Below are 830 nucleotides of genomic sequence, written 5' to 3'. Positions count from 1 at the left end.
TTTAGGGCGTAAACTCATAAAGGGGATTCCCAGGGATTCCTTTTTATGATTCAAAGGCTTCAAATTTTTTGGAGCCTTTGATGACCCGCCGTCGCTACGAATTGACCGACTACGAATGGTCGATCATCCAGCCCCTGTTGCCGAACAAGTCGCGGGGTGTGCCGCGTGTGGATGACCGGAAGGTTCTGAACGGTATCCTGTGGCGGTTCCGAACTGGATCGCCATGGGCGGAAATTCCCGAACGGTACGGACCGGCGACGACCTGCTACAACCGCTTCGTCCGTTGGCGGAAGGCGGGGGTGTGGGACCGGCTTTTGGAAGACGTTTCAAAAGCCTATGACGGCGACATCGTGATGATCGACTCGACCTGTGTCCGCGTTCACCAGCACGGAGCCACGGGAAAAAAGGGGATCTCGACGATGGTGGCATGGGACGTTCCCGTGGGGGCCTCACCAGCAAAATCCACGCGCTCGTCGATGCAGACGGCCGTCTGATTGATGTCCGGCTGACTGGCGGTCAGGTCCACGACAGCGTCGAAGCCGAAAGCCTGCTGGAGAGGCTGAGCGATGGCGCGATCCTCCTCGCCGACAAGGGCTACGACAGCAACGCCATTCGCGCCTTGGCCGTCGACAGGACCGCCTGGGCCAACATCCCGCCCCGGTCCAACCGCAAGGGCTCCTTCGTCTTCTCGTCCTGGGTCTACCGACAGCGCAACCTCGTCGAACGCTTCTTCAACAGTATCAAGCAGTTCAGGGGGATCGCCACTCGGTATGACAAGGACCAGCGCAACTTCATCGCCGCCGTCAAAATCATTGCCTGCCGACTCTGGT

At 59.2% G+C, this 830-nt stretch carries 1 protein-coding gene; it reads left to right on the top strand.

The features are described 5' to 3' along the window. Positions 1-80: 80 nt before the first annotated feature. Positions 81-830 (top strand): IS5 family transposase gene (locus K678_RS18425; RefSeq protein ID WP_155804603.1). Its coding sequence is split into 2 segments (ribosomal slippage), with 751 coding nucleotides annotated over them: positions 81-396 and positions 396-830; the frame shifts between segments, so codons are not numbered across the junction. This gene is flagged as partial in the annotation.

Origin of the sequence: Magnetospirillum fulvum MGU-K5 (assembly GCF_000442515.1) — a bacterium.
Lineage (GTDB): Bacteria > Pseudomonadota > Alphaproteobacteria > Rhodospirillales > Magnetospirillaceae > Phaeospirillum > Phaeospirillum fulvum_B.
This window is presented reverse-complemented; position numbering and strand designations above follow the sequence as displayed.